This window comes from Rhodoferax sp. GW821-FHT09E07, from assembly GCF_059416145.1.
This window is the reverse complement of record NZ_JBWKOP010000007.1, coordinates 51,286-68,913: the sequence shown is the minus strand read 5'-3', so window position 1 is coordinate 68,913 and position 17,628 is coordinate 51,286. Positions and strand designations below refer to the sequence as shown.

17 protein-coding genes are annotated in these 17,628 nt (G+C 64.4%); 10 read left to right on the top strand and 7 right to left on the bottom strand.

The window, feature by feature from the left end; translation table 11 throughout:
* Positions 1-12: 12 nt before the first annotated feature.
* Positions 13-1,488, bottom strand: a complete 1,476-nt coding sequence (gene dacB, locus AC07OE_RS14760) for a D-alanyl-D-alanine carboxypeptidase/D-alanyl-D-alanine endopeptidase (RefSeq protein WP_495071333.1) — start codon at positions 1,486-1,488, stop codon at positions 13-15.
* 128 nt (positions 1,489-1,616) lie between these two features.
* On the opposite strand from dacB, the gene tsaB reads away from it, so the two are divergent.
* The 6 genes from tsaB to AC07OE_RS14730 all read left to right on the top strand — a co-directional run bounded on the left by tsaB (position 1,617) and on the right by AC07OE_RS14730 (position 8,024).
* Entirely contained in the window at positions 1,617-2,345 is a 729-nt protein-coding gene (gene tsaB / locus AC07OE_RS14755) for a tRNA (adenosine(37)-N6)-threonylcarbamoyltransferase complex dimerization subunit type 1 TsaB (protein ID WP_495071332.1), read from the top strand.
* Between the two features lie 11 nt (positions 2,346-2,356).
* Positions 2,357-2,824 carry a ribosomal protein S18-alanine N-acetyltransferase gene (rimI, locus tag AC07OE_RS14750; RefSeq protein WP_495071331.1) on the top strand — a complete coding sequence of 156 codons (468 nt, stop codon included), beginning with the start codon at positions 2,357-2,359 and terminating at the stop codon, positions 2,822-2,824.
* A 22-nt stretch (positions 2,825-2,846) separates the two neighbouring features.
* The gene (locus tag AC07OE_RS14745) at positions 2,847-3,695 is read left to right on the top strand and encodes a uracil-DNA glycosylase (protein ID WP_495071330.1); all 849 of its coding nucleotides are present in this window, start codon (positions 2,847-2,849) and stop codon (positions 3,693-3,695) included.
* A gap of 6 nt (positions 3,696-3,701) precedes the next feature.
* On the top strand, positions 3,702-4,541 hold the full coding sequence (gene pyrF, locus AC07OE_RS14740; RefSeq protein ID WP_495071329.1) for an orotidine-5'-phosphate decarboxylase: 840 nt from the start codon (positions 3,702-3,704) through the stop codon (positions 4,539-4,541).
* Positions 4,542-4,672: 131 nt separating this feature from the next.
* Complete coding sequence (locus AC07OE_RS14735) at positions 4,673-6,517, top strand: DUF1800 domain-containing protein (protein ID WP_495071328.1); 1,845 nt, start codon at positions 4,673-4,675, stop codon at positions 6,515-6,517.
* Between the two features lie 10 nt (positions 6,518-6,527).
* The gene (locus tag AC07OE_RS14730; RefSeq protein WP_495071327.1) at positions 6,528-8,024 is read left to right on the top strand and encodes a DUF1501 domain-containing protein; all 1,497 of its coding nucleotides are present in this window, start codon (positions 6,528-6,530) and stop codon (positions 8,022-8,024) included.
* On the opposite strand, the gene AC07OE_RS14725 is transcribed toward AC07OE_RS14730, so the two are convergent.
* Positions 8,014-8,388: a DUF779 domain-containing protein gene (locus AC07OE_RS14725; RefSeq protein ID WP_495071326.1), complete on the bottom strand. Its 375-nt coding sequence runs from the start codon at positions 8,386-8,388 to the stop codon at positions 8,014-8,016. The genes AC07OE_RS14730 and AC07OE_RS14725 overlap by 11 nt on opposite strands.
* Positions 8,388-9,911 (bottom strand): acetaldehyde dehydrogenase ExaC, encoded by a 1,524-nt coding sequence (gene exaC, locus AC07OE_RS14720; protein ID WP_495071325.1) that lies wholly within the window; start codon positions 9,909-9,911, stop codon positions 8,388-8,390. Before exaC ends, AC07OE_RS14725 begins: the two co-directional genes overlap by 1 nt.
* Positions 9,912-10,215: 304 nt before the next feature.
* On the opposite strand from exaC, the gene AC07OE_RS14715 reads away from it, so the two are divergent.
* On the top strand, positions 10,216-12,138 hold the full coding sequence (locus AC07OE_RS14715) for a sigma-54-dependent Fis family transcriptional regulator (RefSeq protein WP_495071324.1): 1,923 nt from the start codon (positions 10,216-10,218) through the stop codon (positions 12,136-12,138).
* Between the two features lie 42 nt (positions 12,139-12,180).
* Here the strand turns inward: AC07OE_RS14715 and AC07OE_RS14710 are convergent, their stop codons facing one another.
* Positions 12,181-13,200 carry a MerR family transcriptional regulator gene (locus AC07OE_RS14710; protein ID WP_495071323.1) on the bottom strand — a complete coding sequence of 340 codons (1,020 nt, stop codon included), beginning with the start codon at positions 13,198-13,200 and terminating at the stop codon, positions 12,181-12,183.
* A gap of 90 nt (positions 13,201-13,290) precedes the next feature.
* On the opposite strand from AC07OE_RS14710, the gene AC07OE_RS14705 reads away from it, so the two are divergent.
* The 3 genes from AC07OE_RS14705 to AC07OE_RS14695 are packed head-to-tail and all read left to right on the top strand — an operon-like array spanning position 13,291 to position 14,666.
* Entirely contained in the window at positions 13,291-13,593 is a 303-nt protein-coding gene (locus AC07OE_RS14705; protein ID WP_495071322.1) for a hypothetical protein, read from the top strand.
* 3 nt (positions 13,594-13,596) lie between these two features.
* A complete protein-coding gene (locus AC07OE_RS14700; protein WP_495071321.1) occupies positions 13,597-13,938 on the top strand; it encodes a high-potential iron-sulfur protein in 342 nt (113 codons plus the stop codon).
* 26 nt (positions 13,939-13,964) lie between these two features.
* The gene (locus AC07OE_RS14695; RefSeq protein ID WP_495071320.1) at positions 13,965-14,666 is read left to right on the top strand and encodes an SDR family NAD(P)-dependent oxidoreductase; all 702 of its coding nucleotides are present in this window, start codon (positions 13,965-13,967) and stop codon (positions 14,664-14,666) included.
* Between the two features lie 3 nt (positions 14,667-14,669).
* Here AC07OE_RS14695 and AC07OE_RS14690 read toward each other — a convergent pair whose 3' ends face one another.
* From AC07OE_RS14690 to AC07OE_RS14680, 3 genes are read right to left on the bottom strand one after another with little or no spacing between them, the layout of a single operon-like run.
* Positions 14,670-15,860: an FAD-binding domain-containing protein gene (locus tag AC07OE_RS14690; protein ID WP_495071319.1), complete on the bottom strand. Its 1,191-nt coding sequence runs from the start codon at positions 15,858-15,860 to the stop codon at positions 14,670-14,672.
* The gene (locus AC07OE_RS14685; protein WP_495071318.1) at positions 15,847-17,457 is read right to left on the bottom strand and encodes a cryptochrome/photolyase family protein; all 1,611 of its coding nucleotides are present in this window, start codon (positions 17,455-17,457) and stop codon (positions 15,847-15,849) included. The genes AC07OE_RS14690 and AC07OE_RS14685 overlap by 14 nt, the downstream gene beginning before the upstream one ends.
* A complete protein-coding gene (locus AC07OE_RS14680; RefSeq protein ID WP_495071317.1) occupies positions 17,454-17,618 on the bottom strand; it encodes a DUF2256 domain-containing protein in 165 nt (54 codons plus the stop codon). Before AC07OE_RS14680 ends, AC07OE_RS14685 begins: the two co-directional genes overlap by 4 nt.
* Between the last annotated feature and the right edge of the window lie 10 nt (positions 17,619-17,628).

Here is a 17,628-nt window from a genome sequence, read left to right as displayed (position 1 = left end):
GGGCTAAGGGGGTTACTGGTCGTTGGCCACGAAATTCACCAGCGCCTCCATGGCGGGCCGTGCCTCACCCGCGTTGGCGTGGTTGATGAAGGCCACCACCACATAGCGCTTGCCGCTGCTGGCCAGCACATAGCCCGCGCGAGCCACCACATTGCTGAGGGTACCGGTCTTGAGGTGGGCGCTGACGCTGCCTTTGACCTTGCGCAGCGTGCCGTCCACCCCCGAGATGGGCAGGGAGGACATCAGCTCTGGCATCACGGGCGACACATAGGCAGTCTGCAACAAACGAGCCAACCCCTGGGCGCTGATGCGTTCCTGGCGTGACAGCCCCGAACCGTTGTCCAACACCGGCACGTCGTCGGGGCTGATGCGCTCGCGCCACCAGCGCTGCACTACGGCGCGGCTGGCGGCAAAGCTGCCTTGTGGCAGCGTGGGGTCGGACTGCGCCTCGCTGGCCGCGGCCGCAGGCGCGCTGCCGCTGCGGCCCAGCGTCAGAAATACCTGCTGCGCCATCACGTTGTTGCTGTACTTGTTGATATCGCGGATCACCTCGGCCAGGGGTGCCGAGTTGCTCACAAAGGCGGGCTTGCCGGCGGCTAGCGCGGTCGGCACCAGGCCAAAGCGCACCGCGCCCATGACCTTGCCCCCCATGCTTTCCCACAGGCCCTGCACGGCGCGCGGGGCGTAGCTCTTGGCATCCGCATAGGCCACGGGCCAGACCTTTTCGCCACAGCTGGCCGGGTAGCTGCCCAGGAATCGGATGCGTACGGGGTCGGCAAAGTCGGCCTTCAGTGTGCCGCGGTAGTCGCCGCAATCGCCTGCGCCCAATGGCACCGTGGCGGGCAGGACCACACCGGCCAGGGGCGGGTCGTACTGCACCTGTGCCACGTTGGCGCTGCGGTCCGGGGTGAACGTCATCACCACCGATTTGAAGTTGATCAGCAGTGCATCGGGCGCCGCGTTGTAGGGGCGCAGAGGCTCCCCGTCGAACCGGGCAGGGTCGGTCTCTGGCACGTCCAGCGCGCTGCGGTCCAGCACGATATCGCCTGCAATCGTCTTGATGCCCAGGCCCTGCACGCGGCGCAGCAGCAGCCACAGGCGCTCCAGCACCAGCTTGGGGTCGCCCTGGCCTTTGATGTAGAGGTTCCCGTTGAGGATGCCGTTTTGCACCGTGCCTTCGGTGTACACCGGCGTGGCCCATGTGTAAGCAGGCCCCAGCAGGTCCAGCGCGGCGTAGGTGGTCACCAGTTTCATGACCGAAGCGGGGTTCATGGGCGTGCTGGCGCGGTGGGCCAGGCGGGCGGGGGCGCCGGGGTTTTGGGCGTCCAGCACCAGGAAGGACACTGCGTCACGCGGCACCTTGGCGCGGGCCAGGGCGGCGTCTACGTCGGGGGGGAGATTCTGGGCGACGGCACTGAGGCTGAAGAGCAGGCCGATGCTGAAGCCGGTTGCGAGTGTGCGCAGGGCGAGGGGAGGGAGCAGGTGCATCGCCGGATTATCCGGCCAGCGTCGATAATCAACGCCTTTCCTCCGCGTTGGCGTATTTGCAATGCTCCTGATTTAGGAGCTGCTTGCGCAATGAATACGGGGGATAGAGGCACTTTTTACTCATATTCATGAATCTGCTGGCCATCGACACCGGTACCGAACATCTGTCCATCGCGGTCTGCCACGGCCCCACGGTGTGGCAGCACACGGGTCCAGGGGGTGCACGCGCCTCCACCGACCTGATTGCCGGCGTGATGGACTTGCTGGCCCGGTCCAGCCTGGGCTTGCAGGCGTTGGACGCCATCGCATTTGGTGCGGGGCCGGGTTCGTTCACGGGGCTGCGCACCGCCTGTTCCGTGGTGCAGGGGCTGGCGTTTGGCGCCAGCGTGCCGGTGCTGCCCGTGGATTCGCTCATGGCCATGGCCGAAGACGCGCGCATTGCTGCGGCGCCCGACGCGCCAGCTCTGCGGGTGTTGGCTCTGCTGGACGCCCGCATGGACGAAATGTACGCCGCCCAATACGCCTATGCCGATGGCCAGTGGCGCGTCCTGCAGGCCCAGCAACTGCTGCGCCCCGAGCATCTGGCGCTGCCCGCGCCAGATGCTGCGTTGGGCCCCTTGTTGCTGGCGGGCAATGTGTTTGACGTGTACGCCGACCGCCTGCCTGCCGCCGCGCTGCAGGCCGCCACCGTGGTGAATGCTTTACCCACGGCCGCGGCGATGCTGCGTTTGGCGCCGGCCCTGCTGGCCGCGGGCCAGGCGGTAGATGCATCCCATGCCATGCCCAGCTATGTGCGCGACAAGGTGGCAAAAACCACCGCCGAACGCATGGCCGAAAAAGTCGCCGCGGCTGCTTGAGTCCCCACGCCATGTCGTCCCTCCCACGCGCACCCGAAGCCCTCTTTGAGCCGCTGCTGGCCGATCGCCTGGACGAAGTGCTGCGCGTGGAAGACCGGGCCTACGCCCACCCCTGGAACCGCACCAATTTTCTGGACGCGCTGCACAGCGGCTACCAGGCCCAGATGCTCATGGCCGATGGTTATGTGCTGGGCTACTTTGTGGCCATGAAGGGCGTGGACGAGGTACACCTGCTCAACATCACTGTGGCGCCTGAATTCCAGGGCCAGGGCTGGGCCCGCGTCATGCTGGATGCACTGGCCGTGTGGGCGCGCGGCCAGGGTGCGCAGTGGCTGTGGCTGGAGGCCCGTGTGAGCAATCTCCGCGCCCTGCATGTGTACGAACGCTATGGCTACCGCCGCGTGGGCCAGCGCAAGGCCTATTACCCGGCGGGCGGTGGCCAGCGCGAGGACGCGGTGGTCATGAGCCTGCCTCTGTGAACCTGACGAGAACCTCCACCCCATGGCCCTGAACCTCGACGACCGCCAACGCGCCATGCTGCTGGAGATGGGCGTGCGCGTCTGGCTGCCCGGCATCGCCTTTGAGACCGAGCCGCCCAGCGTGGTGGACCATACTGCAGCCAGCGCCGCGCCCGTGCGTGCGCCTACGCCTGCCGTGCGCCCCGCACCGGTAAGCACCGAGGCGCCAGTGGCAGCCCCCGTGCGCGCCGTGCCCACGGTGCAGCCCCTGACTACCGGCGATGGCTTGGGTTTGGACCTGGCTGCTCTGGGCTGGGAGGCCCTGGCCGATACGGCCGCCAGTTGTCAGGCTTGTGGTCTGTGCGCGGGCCGCAAAAATGCGACCCTCCAGCCTGCCACTGGCCAGCGCGACTGGATGGTGGTGGGTGACCCGCCCGAAGAAGACGAAGACCGCGCAGCCCAGGCGTTTGTGGACAACCCTGGCGCGCTGCTGGACAACATGCTGAAGGCTGTGGGCGCCAGTCGCGCGAGTGAGGGCGCAGAAGGGGCCTATGCCACCAATGTGGTGAAGTGCCGTCCTCCGCATGGGCAAATTCCCCAGGCGGCAGACCTGGCCCAATGCGCGCACTACCTGCAGCGCGAGATTGCGCTGGTGCAACCCAAGGTCATTCTGGCAATGGGCCGGTTTGCTACCCAGACCCTGCTGGCCGAACATGGCGCGCTGGCCACCCAGCCGCTGGGCAAGCTGCGCGGCACGGTGTACCAGTACCGTGGCATTCCCGTCATCGTGACGTACCACCCCAAGGTACTGCTGCGCGCCAGCGCCGACAAGGCCAAGGCCTGGGCCGACCTGTGCCTGGCGATGGATGTTCGCGACGCCTCCGTAAAATAGCGCTCCATGACCTTTCTTGACCAGTTGCGCACCGCCGAGCGCCAAAACGGCTCGTTGTTGTGCGTGGGCCTGGACCCCGAACCCGCCAAGTTCCCCGCCCATCTGAGGGGCGACGCCAGCAAGATCTATGATTTTTGTGCCGCTATCGTCGATGCGACGGCCGACTTGGTCATCAGCTTCAAACCGCAGATTGCCTACTTTGCCGCCCACCGCGCCGAAGACCAGCTTGAAAAGCTCATGGCGCACATGCGCCGCACGGCACCCCAGGTGCCTATCATCTTGGACGCCAAGCGCGGCGACATCGGCAGCACGGCGGAGCAGTACGCCAAGGAAGCGTTCGAGCGCTACGGTGCCGACGCAGTGACGCTCTCACCTTTCATGGGGTTTGACTCGGTGCAGCCCTACCTGAAGTACCACGGCAAGGGGGCCTTCCTGCTGTGCCGCACTTCCAACCCTGGGGGAGATGACTTGCAACCCCAGCGCCTGCTGGATGTGCCGGGCCAGCCGCGCCTGTACGAACACATCGCCACGCTCACGCAAGGCCCCTGGAACCTGAATGGCCAACTCGGCTTGGTGGTAGGCGCCACCTACCCCGCCGAGATCGAGCGCGTGCGCGCCTTGGCACCCACGGTTCCGTTGCTGATCCCGGGCGTGGGTGCGCAAGGCGGAGATGCCGTGGCCACGGTCAAGGCGGGCTGGAAAGCGGCCAACGGAGAGACCACGGCGCCCATCGTGGTGAATTCCTCGCGCGCTATTTTGTATGCCGCCAGCGGCATGGACTTCGCATCGGCAGCCCGGCAGGAAGCGCTGCGCACCCGCGAAGTATTGCAAGCCGCTACGCGCTGAAACCCGCTTGGGGCGGGCTTCGTCGTCAAGCGCACCCTCGGTAAATGTTTGTAAGAGCGCTGGGCAATCCGGTTGGATGGCCCTAGCCTCGGGCGCTACTTACAAGCTTCGCGCCGTTGGGCGACTTCGCCATGCACTCCGCCGTTGGAGATATTGCTACCGCCCCTGATACGCAATCCGCGGATGCAGATGCGCGTGCCGCTTCACTGGCGGCAGCAGTGCTCGCCTCCGCAGCGTTGTCAGCGTGTGGTGGCGGTGGCGACTCATCTCCCGGCAGTTCTGCTTCGGCCCCCGCCATTGGAGGACGTGCCGTAGCGCTGCAGTCCGCCAGCTTCGCTGCCGCCACACGCGCCGTCGTCCCCACGGCAGAGCAGGCGGCCCGTTTCCTGATGCAAGCGCAATTTGCGGCTACCGATGCCGACATCGCTTCAGTGCGCGCCAATGGGTATGCCGCGTGGATGGAGCGCCAGGTGGCTTTGAACTACGGCACCACCGGTTGGGACTGGCTCAACAGCCAAGGCTACGGGGATGTGTACAGCACTAACAACTATTACAACCAAAGCTATCCCGCGGACTACATGGCGTGGAGCCAGCTCATGGCCTCCAGCGATCCCATGCGCAAGCGCATGGGGCTGGCGCTGTCCGAGTTCTTTGTGGTGTCGCTCTCGGGCCTAGAGTTTGGCTGGGTCAGCCACGCTGTAGCCCACTACTGGGACACGCTGTGTGCCCATGCGTTTGGGAATTTTCGGGATCTACTGGGCGCGGTGACCCTGCATCCGGCGATGGGGTATTACCTCAACACCAAGGGCAACAAAAAAGAAAACGCCTCGGGGCGCCAACCCGATGAGAACTTTGCCCGAGAGGTTATGCAGTTGTTCAGTGTGGGTCTGTACTTGCTCAACGCGGACGGCAGTCTGAAGCTCGACGGCGCAGGAAAACCGCAAGAAACCTACACCACCAGTGATGTCAGCAACCTGGCCCGTGTGTTCACGGGCTACGACCTGGACATGCGGCAGAACGGCACTGTCACAGTCAATGGCAACACGGTGGGCAATACGGCCTTTGCGCGCCTGCCCATGCTGCTGACGGCCAGCAACCACTCCAATCTTGCGGCCACGTTTCTGGGGGTGACCATTCCCGCCAATACCCCGGCTGCAGCGGCATTGAAGACTGCGCTGGATACGCTGTTCAACCACCCCAACACCGCACCCTTCTTCTGCAAGCAGATGATCCAGCGCCTGGTCACTAGCAACCCCAGTGCGGCGTATGTGGGCCGTGTCGCGGCCGTGTTTGCGGACAACGGGGAAGGTGTGCGTGGGGACCTGGCTTATGTGTTTGCCGCCATCCTGCTGGACCCTGAAGCCCGCAATTCCCCTGGCTTGAGCGACCCAGAATTCGGCAAGCTGCGTGAACCCATGCTGCGCCTGGTGCAGTGGGCGCGGACCTTCGGTGTGGGTTCGGCCAGCGGTGGCTGGAAGATCGGTGATTTGAGCAATGCGGGCATTTACCTGGGGCAAAGCCCGTTGCGTTCGCCCTCGGTATTCAACTTTTTTCGCCCTGGCTACGCCCCACCGTCCACGGTGGCACCGCCCGCCGTGGGCATGAGTGCAGGCACGGTGGCCCCCGAGTTCCAGTTGGTGACCGAGACCAGCGTGGGGGGCTACCTCAACTTCATGATGACAGCGATTGACAGTGGCGTGAACTATTCGTCCGACATCAAGGCCGCTTACAGCACTGAAATCGGCCTGGCCACCAGCCCGACCGCAGGCAATCCCAAGGCACTGGTGGACCGGCTCAACCTGTTGCTGTGTGCAGGGCAGCTTTCAGCTGCGACGGTGACCACCATCACCAACACGGTGGGCAGCATGGCAGGGATCGTTGCTTCCAGCAGTACCACCGCGACCAACTTGCGCCGGCGTGTCTGCGCCGCCGTGCTGATGGTGATGGCCCACCCTGAATACCTGATCCAGAAATAGGCGGATGGCCATGCAACTCCCCCAGTCCGAACTTACCCGCCGCGCGTTCTTGCGCCGCTCCGGGCAGCTCGCCCTGACCGGCACCGCGCTGCCGCTGGCACTCAATTTGGCCGCCATTGGTGAGGCCGCAGCTTTCAACGCACCCAGTGGGGACTACAAGGCGCTGGTGTGCGTTTTTTTATACGGCGGCAATGATTACGCCAACACCGTCATTACCTATGACGACCCGAGCTACAACCAGTACAGCACCATACGTGGTGGCGGTGCGGGGCAGACAGCGGGCGGCATTGCGCTGGCCAAGTCCGCGCTGACGCCCACCTTGCTGGTGCCGACGGTGGTGCCCCAGGACGCCTTGGGCCAAAACCGCCAGTACGCCCTGCATCCTGCCATGACGGGGCTGGCCAACCTGTTCAATACCGGTAAAGCTGCCGTGCAGCTCAACGTGGGGCCGCTGGTGGTGCCGCTGACCCGGGCCGAATACAACAGCAACAACCGAACGCTGTACCCACGCCCGCCGCAGCTGTTTTCCCACAACGACCAGCAGTCCATCTGGCAGTCGTCATCGCCCGAAGGCTCCAAGGTGGGGTGGGGCGGCAACATGGGTGATCTGGTGCTGCAAAACAGCCTCAACAGCAGCTCCACCTTCACCTGCATGTCGGTTGCGGGCAATGCGGTGTTTTTGTCGGGCGATACCGCACTGCAGTACCAGGTCAGTACCAGTGGTGCGATCAAGATCAAACCCGCAACCGATGCCACGGTCTATGGCTCTGCTGCGGTGCGCAGCACCATTGAAGCGTTTTTACGTGACAGCCGTGTGCACAAGATGGAGAACGAATACAACGCAGTGACCGCGCGGGCCTTGAATGCAGAGGCCTCCGTTACTGCGGCTTTGGCACTCACGCCGCCCAGTACCGTATTCCCCGCGGACGGGCTGGGACCGCAGCTCAAGATGGTGGCGCGCCTGATCAATGGCCGGGCACAGTTGGGCGCACGGCGCCAGGTGTTCTTTGTGTCCCTCGGCGGGTTTGATTTGCACGACAACCTGGTCAGCCAGCAGTCGGTGCTGATGGACCGTGTGAGCAAGGCCATGACGGCCTTTTACGAAGCGACAGTGGAGATGGGCATTGCCGACAAGGTGACTGCATTCACCGCGTCAGACTTTGGCCGCACACTGGCCTCCAACGGGGACGGCTCCGACCACGGCTGGGGCAGTCACCACCTGGTGGTAGGAGGTGCGGTAAACGGCAAGGCGTTTTATGGGGTGCCCCCGCCGGTCAGCGTGAGCGATGCGAAAGACGGTGGTGGCAACTACCTGCCTGAAAATGCATGGCATGTGGGGCAGGGTCGTCTCTTGCCCCGCACTTCGTCCGACCAGTATGCGGCCACGCTGGCCAAATGGTTTGGTGTGACGGATGCGGAGATGCCAGGCGTGTTGCCCAAGATCGTGAACTTCGGCACTGCCGCAGGCCGGCCGGACTACCCGACCGACCTGGGGTTCATGCAGTAGGTTTGGCGATTCCCAGCTCGGCCAGTTCCGCGTCGGTGAATACGCGGGACCGCGTGTGAAAGGCCTTGCCCTCCGGCCCTTCGAGCGAGAAGGTGCCACCATGCCCTTCAATCACATCGATGATGAGTTGCGTATGCCGCCAGTACTGGTACTGCGCCAGCCCAATGTAGAACGGGCAGCCACCAATATCGCCCAGGTACACATCGCCCGCACCCATGGTGATTTCGCCGGGCAGGTAGCAGTTGGCGGCACTGTTGTCACAGCAGCCGCCACTCTGGTGGAACATCAGCTGCTCGCCGTGTTTGCTTTGCAGAAACGCGACGAGCTCCAATGCGGCCGGCGTAGCGACGACCTTGTCGACCATCAGAAGAAGCCCAGCTTGTTCTCGCTGTAGCTCACCAAGAGGTTTTTGGTCTGCTGGTAGTGGTCCAGCATCATCTTGTGGGTCTCGCGGCCGATGCCGGATTCCTTGTAGCCGCCAAACGCTGCGTGCGCGGGGTAGGCGTGGTAGCAATTGGTCCACACGCGGCCGGCCTTGATGGCACGGCCCATGCGGTAGGCCACATTGCCGTTGCGGCTCCACACGCCGGCGCCAAGGCCGTACAGCGTGTCATTGGCAATGGCCAGCGCTTCGGCTTCGTCCTTGAAGGTGGTCACGGCCAGAACGGGGCCGAAGATTTCTTCCTGGAAGATGCGCATCTTGTTGTGGCCCTTGAACAGCGTGGGCTGCACGTAGTAGCCACCTTCCAGGTCGCCACCCAGATGGGCTTGGCCACCGCCGATGAGGACTTCTGCTCCTTCCTGCTTGCCCAAGTCCAGGTAGCTCAGGATCTTGGTCAGCTGCTCTTTGCTGGCCTGTGCGCCCATCATGCTGTCGGTGTCCAGCGGGTTCTTCTGCTGGATGGCGGCCACACGTTTCAAGACGCGCTCCATGAACTTGTCGTAGATCGATTCTTGAATCAAGGCACGCGATGGGCAGGTGCAGACTTCACCCTGGTTGAACGCGAACAGCACCATGCCTTCGATGGCCTTGTCCAGGAATGCATCGTCCTTGTCCATGATGTCGGCAAAGAAGACGTTGGGGCTCTTGCCACCCAGCTCCAGCGTGGCGGGAATCAGGTTGTTGGCGGCGGCCTGCGCAATCACGCGGCCGGTGGTAGTGGAGCCGGTGAAGGCGATCTTGGCGATGCGTTTGCTGGTGGCCAGGGGCATGCCGGCTTCACGGCCATAGCCGTTGACGATGTTGAGCACGCCGGGTGGCAGCAGGTCGGCAATCAGCTCGGCCAGGATGAGGATGGAGATGGGCGTGCTTTCAGCGGGCTTGAGCACCACGCAGTTACCGGCGCCCAAGGCGGGAGCCAGCTTCCAGGCCGCCATCAGAATGGGAAAGTTCCAAGGAATGATCTGGCCCACCACGCCCAGGGGTTCCTGGATGTGGTAGGCCACGGTGTTCTCATCAATGTTGGAGAGCGCACCTTCTTGCGCACGTACGCAGCCCGCAAAGTAGCGGAAGTGGTCCACGGTGAGCGGGATGTCAGCGTTCAGCGTTTCGCGGATCGCCTTGCCGTTGTCCACGGTCTCGGCGTAGGCCAGCAGCTCCAGGTTTTGTTCGATGCGATCGGCAATCTTCAGCAGGATGTTGGCGCGTGTGGCAGCGTCGGTCTTGCCCCAGGCATCGGATGCGGCGTGGGCGGCGTCCAGTGCCAGATCAATGTCTTCGGCCGTGGAGCGCGCGGCCTGGGTGTAGACCTTGCCGCTGACCGGGGTGATGACGTCAAAGTACTGACCTTTGACCGGGGGTACAAACTTGCCGCCAATGAAGTTGTCGTACTTTTGCTTGTAGTTGATCTTGGCGCCAGTGGCGCCGGGTGCTGCGTAAATAGCCATGGTTGTCGTCCTCTTGTGTTTGCTATGGTTCCCCGCATCGGTCGATCCGGCAGGTGCAGAGCTACCTCAAGACGCGTGCCATCTGGGTCGGCCTGCTCATCTCCTTGATTTCATTGGGTTTTTTGAAAGCCCTGATCTAGCGCAAGCTGTCCGCAAGCTAGGGCTGTCACGATTCGCCACAGTGACAGGTGTCACAAAATGGAACAGTTGGATGCGTGCACGGGCGTGTGCCATTGCCTCACCCACCGCCCACCCCCCATACTGCGCCAAAGCGGGGCGAACACGACCCCGCGCAGGAGACAACGTGCGACAAACCTCCCCCGTGCTGGCCTTGCGACAGGCCCGCCAGCAATTGCTGGAAACCGGCCAATGCCCTGTGGGCGTGCTGGACGAGCGCCTGGTCCGTTCCTGGCACCGCAGCCTGGCCGCAGGCTTGGCGCCCGCTGGCCGCGCCGCCACCGACCACGCGGGCAGCGGCAGCTTGCGCCAGGCGCTGGCCAATAGCCACGCGCTGCTGGCCCACTCACGCCCGGTCATGGAGTACGTGTTTGACCAAGTGCGCCACAGCCAGAGCGTGGTGGTGCTGGCCGATCAGCACGGCATGCTGATGCACACGCTGGGTGACGTCAGTTTTGTGGGCAAGGCCGAGCGCGTGGCGCTGACCAGCGGCGCCTCCTGGCACGAAGCCCACCGCGGCACCAACGCCATCGGCACCGCGCTGGTGGAACGCAGCGCGGTGGAGATCCACGGCGGCGAACACTTTCTGGAGCGCAACGGCTTCCTCACCTGTGCGGCCTCACCCATCCTGTCGGCCACGGGCGAACTCGTGGGCGTGCTCGACATTTCGGGCGACCACCGCCATGGCCACGGCCACACGCTGGGCTTGGCCAGCACGGCAGCCCGCATGATCGAGAACCGGCTCATGGTGGCCACCTGCAAGCGCAACATCCGTTTGCATCTGCACGCCCAGCCTGAGGGCATTGGCAGCGTGGCCGAAGGCATCGTCGCGCTGTCGGACGATGGCTGGATCGTGGGCGCCAACCGCGTGGGGCTGGCGTTGTTGCGCCTGAATGCCGGGGACATCGGCGCCACGTTGCTGGAGCGCGTGCTCGATGTGCGGCTGGACGATCTGCTGTCCCGCCACAAACGCCGCCCCCAGCAGGCCCAGTCGCTGCGCCTGCACAACGGTGCCGTGTTGTTTGCCCAGGTGCAGGTGGATGCCTCGGTGCTGCCAGTCGCCAGTGGGTCGGCCCCAGCCTTGGGTGGCACCCCCGTCAGCGATGCGCTGGCTGCGCTGGACACTGGGGACCTGCGTTGGCGCAGCGCCGCCGACAAGGCGCGTCGCGTGGTGGCCAAGCCCATTCCCGTGCTCATCCAGGGCGAGTCGGGCGTGGGCAAGGAGTTGTTCGCCCGCGCCTTGCACGCCAGCGGTCCGCGCCGTGGGGCGCCCTTTATCGCTATCAACTGCGGCGCGATTCCCGAGAGCCTGATCGAGTCCGAGCTGTTTGGCTATGTGGCCGGCGCTTTCACCGGTGCGCGCAAGGAGGGAAGCCTGGGCCGCCTGCGCGAAGCCGAGGGCGGCACCCTGTTTCTGGACGAGATTGGCGACATGCCCTTGCCCATGCAGACGCGGCTGCTGCGGGTGCTGCAGGAGCGCACGGTCACGCCAGTGGGCGCAGGCAAGGCGGTGGCGGTGGACTTTGCCCTGGTGTGCGCCACGCACAGCAAGCTGGCCGAGGCGGCGGAGCGCGGCACGTTCCGTCAAGACCTGTACTACCGTATCAACGGCCTCACGGTGCAACTGCCGGCGCTGCGCGAGCGCAGCGACTTCGCAGCGCTGACCGAGCGCCTGCTGGCGGACTTGAGCCCGGAGCGCGACGTGCAGCTGGCGCCCGAACTGCTGGCCCGCCTGAGCGCGCACGCCTGGCCCGGCAACCTGCGCCAGTACGCCAGCGTGCTGCGCACCGCCTGCGCTATGCTGCTGGACGGAGAAGACACGCTGGATTGGGCGCACCTGCCTGACGACCTGGTGGAAGCGCTGCAGGTGGGGGACACCGTGAAGACAGAAATCGTGGAGTGCCCCGCAGCCCACGCGCCCCAAAGCCTGCAGGCCATGGGCCATGCCGCGATTCAACAGGCGCTGGAGGCCGCGCGCGGCAATGTGTCCCTGGCCGCCCGCCAGCTGGGCATCAGCCGGCAGACGCTGTACCGCAAGTTGCGCGGTTAATTGCTATTCATTTTATAGCTACTGGCGCAATGGATACGGGGGCTAGGAGGCTTTTTGGTCTTGGTTTGAAGCGCCCAGCACCAGCCCCTCGTGCTCAGCCACCCGTTGCAAGGCGTGCTCAAAAAGGGCCCGGGCCGAGCCGGATACGGAATGCAGGTAGGCGTGCAGCCGTGCGTCTTCGGAGCTCTTGTTCAGGCATTCCTGGCTGTATTGCTCAAAGCTCACCAGCTGCGCAATGATTTCCGCCACATGGCGCGGACACTCGCACAGCACATTGGTGGAGATGTTGGCCATGCGCGCCAGGGTGGCGTCGTCGTACTTGCGCGGCGGAATGGTGGCGCCCATGCCGGCTTGGCCCATGGCCTGGGGTGCGTCCATCAGCATGGCCGCGCTGATCAGGTCTGCCAGCTCGTAGTCGGACACCGGCTCTCTGCGCACCACCATGCCCGCGCGCTTCATTGATTCGACAACCCGCTCCTGCCCAAAGCGGTACAGCACGATGACCTGGGGGATCTTGCTGCGCTCGACCAGGCGGTGCAGATCCACCTGTACCAAGGCGTGCAGGGAGTTCACCCGCACCATCAGAAATTGCGGCTGAACGGTCAGCGCGGATGCCAGTGCGGCGTCTAGGTCGGGGTAGATGTCCGTGGTTTCCAGGGCAAGGGCCGCGGCAATCTGCTTGAACTTTCTGGATGCGAGGCGGGCTGCCAATGGCAACCCGACGACGGCGACGCGGGCTGCTTGTCGCTCGGCCTGTTTGCCCGCGGTCCGGCGCTGGGTGGCGGATTGTTGCTGCAACAGGTCATTGAGCCGCGCCGCCGTGTCGTTGGCGATGCGGCTGATGGCGTGGCCCTGCTCGGTCAGGCGCTTGAGCAGCGTGGCACGCAACACGTCGTCGTCGGTGTAGATCCTTTGCTGGCCACTGGTCAAGCGCGGGCTGAAGGCTGCATAGCGCGTCTCCCAGACGCGCAGGGTTGGCACGGGCACGCCACTCAATGCGGACACCGCGCCGATGCGGTGGTTGGCCTGGGAATCGGAGTGAACGGGCTTGGGGTGGGGCATGGCAGCTCAATTGAGTAGGTATTGAATAGTTTATCAAGACTATTTTTGAATTTGAGTAGATATTTTTTTGCTTGGTGCTAAATTGCCTGCATGAAAGTTAGTTACATGCTGCTCAATAAAACCGGCAAAGCCCGCAAGATTCCGCCCGGCCAGGCGTGGAAATGGAACGTGCATGTGGAAGATGCGTTGCAGCTCACCCATGTGCTGGGACATTTGAAACGGGAGATCCGTGAAAACCGCTTGGCGCTGGCCAATCTGGTGATCGAGCGGCACACCCTAGAGGCGGAAACGCCGCCTGAAGTCCGGTTTGCCTACAAGGGCCCCATCATTTACGACGCGGGCATCCAGCCGCATCGCATCTTCAACCGCCACGCCACCACAACTCTGGAATGAACCATGACAACTGATATCCAATCCCTCCACCGCGTCGCCCCCAGCAACCGCCGGGTTTTCATGCTGCACACCGTCGTGGGCGCCGCCGCCGCGGGCGTTGCCCTGCGAGCCCAAGCGCAAGCGATGCTGGCTGAGACCGACGCACAAGCCGCTGCCCTGGGCTACAAGGCCGACGCCACCAAGGTGGACAAGACCAAGCAGCCCAAATACGCCGCCGGGCAAGCCTGTGGCTCCTGCGCGCTGTTCCAGGGGGCGGCCAATGCACAGGCTGGCGCCTGCCCCTTGTTTGCCGGCAAACAGGTGGCTGCCAAAGGCTGGTGCAGCGCCTGGGCAAAGAAGGGCTGAGCGGGTGGACGCAGCAAGGTACCCCCATGACGGCGCTGTTTGACCACGACTACCATGCGCTGGTGATTGGCGCGGGTGGGGCGATAGGGCAGGCGTTTGTTCACGCGTTGCAGCAAGATGTTCGCTGCGCCCACGTCGAAGTGGTGTCCCGCTCGCAGGGCAATGGTTTTGATTTGCTGGACACTGCGGCGCTGCCTGCATTTGCAGCAGCCAGCGCCGCTGCGGGGCCCTACCACCTCATCGTGGACGCCACGGGGGCGCTCTCCATCGACGGTGTGGGACCCGAGAAGTCGCTGGCGGCGGTGCGACCGGAGGTGCTGGCGCAGTCGTTCGCATTGAACGCCATCGGCCCGCTGATGGTATTGCGGCACTTTGCGCCACTGCTGGCCCCAGGGCCGAGCATCTACGCCAAGCTTTCAGCACGGGTGGGCAGCATCAGCGACAACCACAAGGGCGGCTGGTATGGCTACCGCGCCGCCAAGGCGGCCCTCAACATGTATTTGCAAACTGCGGCCATCGAACTGCAGCGCAAGTGGCCCGAGCTGCGTGTGGTGGCCTTGCAGCCAGGCACCGTGCGCTCGGAACTCTCCAAACCTTTTTCAGCCAACGCGCCGCACCTGCTGGAGCCGCAAGACTCGGTGGCCGGCATGCTGGCGGCCTTGCGTGGGCTGCAGTCCCGACAAGGCGCCCATTTTGTGGACTACCAAGGGCAGGCGATCCCCTGGTAGGGCTCAAGGGGCAAGGCGCGTCTGTCGCCACCATTGTGCAAAGCTGGCGCACAAGGGGCTGACCGGTGCAAACAGCGGTGCGGCAGTGAGCGCTTCGGTATGCGGAGGAACCGGTGCCCCCTGCAGCAGGCGCTGAACCTCGCCCATTGCGGCATCGATATGCGGGTCAGACTGCCAACGGACCGAGCGCGCGGAGCTGAGCGCATGGGCCAACTGCTGCGCGGTGCTCCACCACAGGTGTGGTGTGCGGGCGGTCAGCCCTTCGGTGACAAAACGCCAGCGCAGACCGCTCCAGGGCATGCCGGTGTGACTGTCTTTCAGGCCGATGGCGACGGTGCATGTGCTTGTCTGGAGATGTGCGGGCAGTGCCCCCAAAGACCAGGGATGGACCAGCCACACCTCCCGATCGCGGGCCAGGCTGTCGTCGGGTGCCGTCCAGCGTGCATCGGTCGGGACGGTGAAGCACACCGGGGGCGTGGTGCCCGCATCTTGGCTGGTCGGTGCTTCGCCATTCACGGCCTCGGGGTTGCGGGCCAGGGCGTCCATGGCCTCGTAGCTGGTGTCGATGGCCGTGCCAAAGCTGTGCCAGGGCGGTGGTGCGTACTTGGCCACGTTCTCGGCATTGAACACATATGGCTTCACGCTGCCAGTGCCGGCTACCCACTGCCAGCTCAAGTGGTTGCTGGCGACATCACCATCCAGCAAGTACGCCAACATCCACTGCGCGCCCGTGCGCCAGTGCACCTTGCGCACATGCACCAGGTAGCTTGCCAGCCACATACGCGCGTGGTTATGCACATAGCCGGTGGCGTACAGCGTGCGTACCGCCAGGTCGATGGCGGGCACGCCGGTGCGCGCTTCCTGCACATCGGTTGGCATTTCTGTGCAGTACACAGAGTCGGGCAACGGACCCGCATGCAGCGACGCGTGAATACCATCGCCGCGGTGAGCCCATACATGCCGGTAGTAGGCCCGCCAGCCCAGCTCGAACACCAGCTTGTGCTGTGTGTCCAACGGGTGGCGGGCATGGATGGCGCTGTACACCTCGCGCAAGCCCAACAGCCCGTGGGTCAGGTAGGGCGATAGCTGCGTCACAGCGCCTTCCAGGGCGTTGCGGGTGCGGGCATAGGCCTTTGGGTCCACGGTGGCAAGCCGGGCCAGCGCGGCGCTGCGTGTCGGCTCAAACGGCGTCATGCTTTGTCGCCGTGCCAATGGATGCAGCAGCAGTGGTTTGCAGCGACCGGTGGGCGGCTGCTTGCGCCGCGATCGCGGCCCGGGCATCTTCGTCCAGTCGGGCCAGGTTCTTGAGCTGCATGGCCATGCGCGGGTTTTTCTTCAACAGGGTTTCGTGGCGTGCCAGAAAGTCCCAATAGAGGGTGGTGAAAGGGCAGGCTTGCGGTCCTGTGGTTTGCGCGGGGTCGTACCTGCAGCCCGTGCAGTGGCTGCTCATGCGCTGGATGTACTTGCCGCTGGCGACATAGGGTTTGCTGGCCATGAGCCCACCGTCGCCGAACTGGCCCATGCCCAGGGTGTTGGGCAGTTCCACCCACTCCACCGCATCCACATACACGCTGAGGTACCAGCCATGCACCGCTTGCGGACGCACGCCGAGCAGCAGCGCGTACAAGCCGGTCACCATCAGGCGCTGGATGTGGTGGGCGTAGCCATGCTGCAAGGTCTGCGTGATGGCGTCCTTCAGGCAAGCCATGTCGGTGTCACCAGTCCAGTACCACGCAGGCAAGTCGGCCTGCGCATCCAGCGCATTGCGCTCCAGATAGCTGGGCATGTGCGTCCAGTACATGCCACGCACATACTCGCGCCAGCCCAGAATCTGCCGGATGAATCCCTCTACCGCCGCCAGCGGTGCCTGACCCGTTCGATAGGCGTCTTCTGCGGCTTGCACCACTTCGCGCGGGTTTAACAGCTTGAGATTGAGCGCGCAGCTCAGGTGCGAGTGGTACAGCCATGCCTCACCCGCCCACATGGCATCTTCATATTTGCCGAAGAGCGGCAAGCGCTCGGCGATGAAGGCCTGCAAGGCATGCTGCGCCTGTTCGCGCGTCATTGGCCAGCCAAAGCTGTCCAGCGTGCCCGGGTGGTCCGCAAACTGCACGTTCACCAGCGCGATGACTTCCTGCGTCGTGGCGTCTGGCACAAACCGGGTGGGTGGCGGAACGTTCTGTGGCCCGTGCTTGCCGAAGGACTCGCGGTTGTCCGCATCAAAGTTCCATTGCCCGCCCGCGGGTGAGCCCCCGTCCATCAGGATGCCGTGCTTCTGCCGCAGCGCGCGGTACCAGTATTCCAGTCGCAGCTGTTTGCGACCTTTGGCATGCGCTGCGAACTCGCGCACGGTGCTGAAAAAGTGTGTGTCGTCGCGCAGGTCCAGTGGCAACTGGTGCTGTGCCGCCACCGCACGCAGGCTTTGCAGCACGCGCCAGTCGCCGGGGGCTGTCAGCACGATGCCTGCGGGTTGGTGCCGGGCAATGGCCTGGGCCAGTTGCTGTGCCAGCGTGCCCTGGTTGTCGGGGTCGTCGAGCCGCGTGTAGGCCACGGGCATGCCATGCGCTTGCAGCGCGTGCGCAAAGTGGCGCATGGCGCCCAGAAATACGGCGATGCGCTGTTTGGCCGACCACACATGGGTGGATTCCTCGCCCACCTCGGCCATCCACACCAGGTCTTGCGACGCGTCAAAACCCTGCAGTGCGGTGGACTGCATATCCAGCTGGTCACCCAGCACAACGACTAGGTGGCGGACCCGGCTGGGCACGGCCGCCGCTCGCGCTGCATTCACGGCGTTGGCCTCAACGACTTTTGGGCGCGGCAGGCATCCGAACAGTACCGCACGCTGCCCCAGTTCTTGGCCCAGGCCTTGCGCCAGGTCATGGTGCGGCCGCACGCGGCGCAGGGTTTGCTGGGCAGGAAGTGCTTGTTGCCTTTGAAGTCGTTTTTCATGGTGGGTATC